Consider the following 761-nt stretch of genomic DNA (forward strand, 5'->3'; position numbering starts at 1 on the left):
CCAATGGAACAAGGCCACCCAGCTGACAGCCTGAAAACTTCACGGCAGAGCGTTACTCAACACACTACAGTTAACGTGACAGCTCCCCAGCGTGAGTTCTTGCCCGATTTCCAGTCCCAGTCGAATACGGGTCTCCGCCGGCAGCGTGAGCCCGACCGAATTGCCCTGCTTGCGCAAAGTGACCGTTTCCATGGCGCCCTCCTATCTTACTTTTCGTAAGATAGTGAAGTTTGGATCGCAACACCAGTCTTCTATTCTCTGACCCCGAGGCTAAGTTGCCTGATTGTCACGGTGTTCGGTATCGGAAAGGAAAAATGAACGTCCCGATGGCCAACACCAGGGCGAAGCCAGCCATTTCCAGCCATGATCATCCCGCCTTCCCGGCGGGATATCCGGGCAGAAGACCGGGTCTCGGGGTTCTGGTGGTCATGGAAACAGGATGACAGCCCCGGGCAGGCGATTCAACCGGTTTCAATGCCATCACACGCGATAAGCGTATTTATCGCGTGTGGGGGGCGTCCATGCAGGAAAGTCCGCACCCGGAAAAACCGGCCCTCATCCTGACCGACAAGGGAAAAGCTTTAACATGGCCGTTTGCGATGGTCTGTGATAAAGGTTTTTATATGTCCCTTAATTACACGCGTGTGCAGTCGTCTCCACGGAAAGGTTAACCCATGCGACGCGAGGATCTGGCAGGCGGCATCCGCGAAACCCTGCAGCGGCTTCCCCCGCCCTATGCCCAGCATTACGGCGTCGTGCCC

At 56.2% G+C, this 761-nt stretch carries 1 protein-coding gene; it reads right to left on the reverse strand.

Going from position 1 to position 761, the window contains the following annotated elements; translation table 11 throughout:
- Positions 1–39 precede the first annotated feature (39 nt).
- A complete protein-coding gene (locus tag DY926_RS17985) occupies positions 40–192 on the reverse strand; it encodes an AbrB/MazE/SpoVT family DNA-binding domain-containing protein (protein ID WP_274541787.1) in 153 nt (50 codons plus the stop codon).
- Positions 193–761: the final 569 nt, after the last annotated feature.

Source organism: Komagataeibacter melaceti (genome assembly GCF_003403295.1).
Lineage (GTDB): Bacteria > Pseudomonadota > Alphaproteobacteria > Acetobacterales > Acetobacteraceae > Komagataeibacter > Komagataeibacter melaceti.

Excerpts from the sequence above, each read along its gene's own strand:
- DY926_RS17985 (WP_274541787.1), bottom strand. The coding sequence starts at position 192 with ATGGAAACGGTCACTTTGCGCAAGCAGGGCAATTCGGTCGGGCTCACG.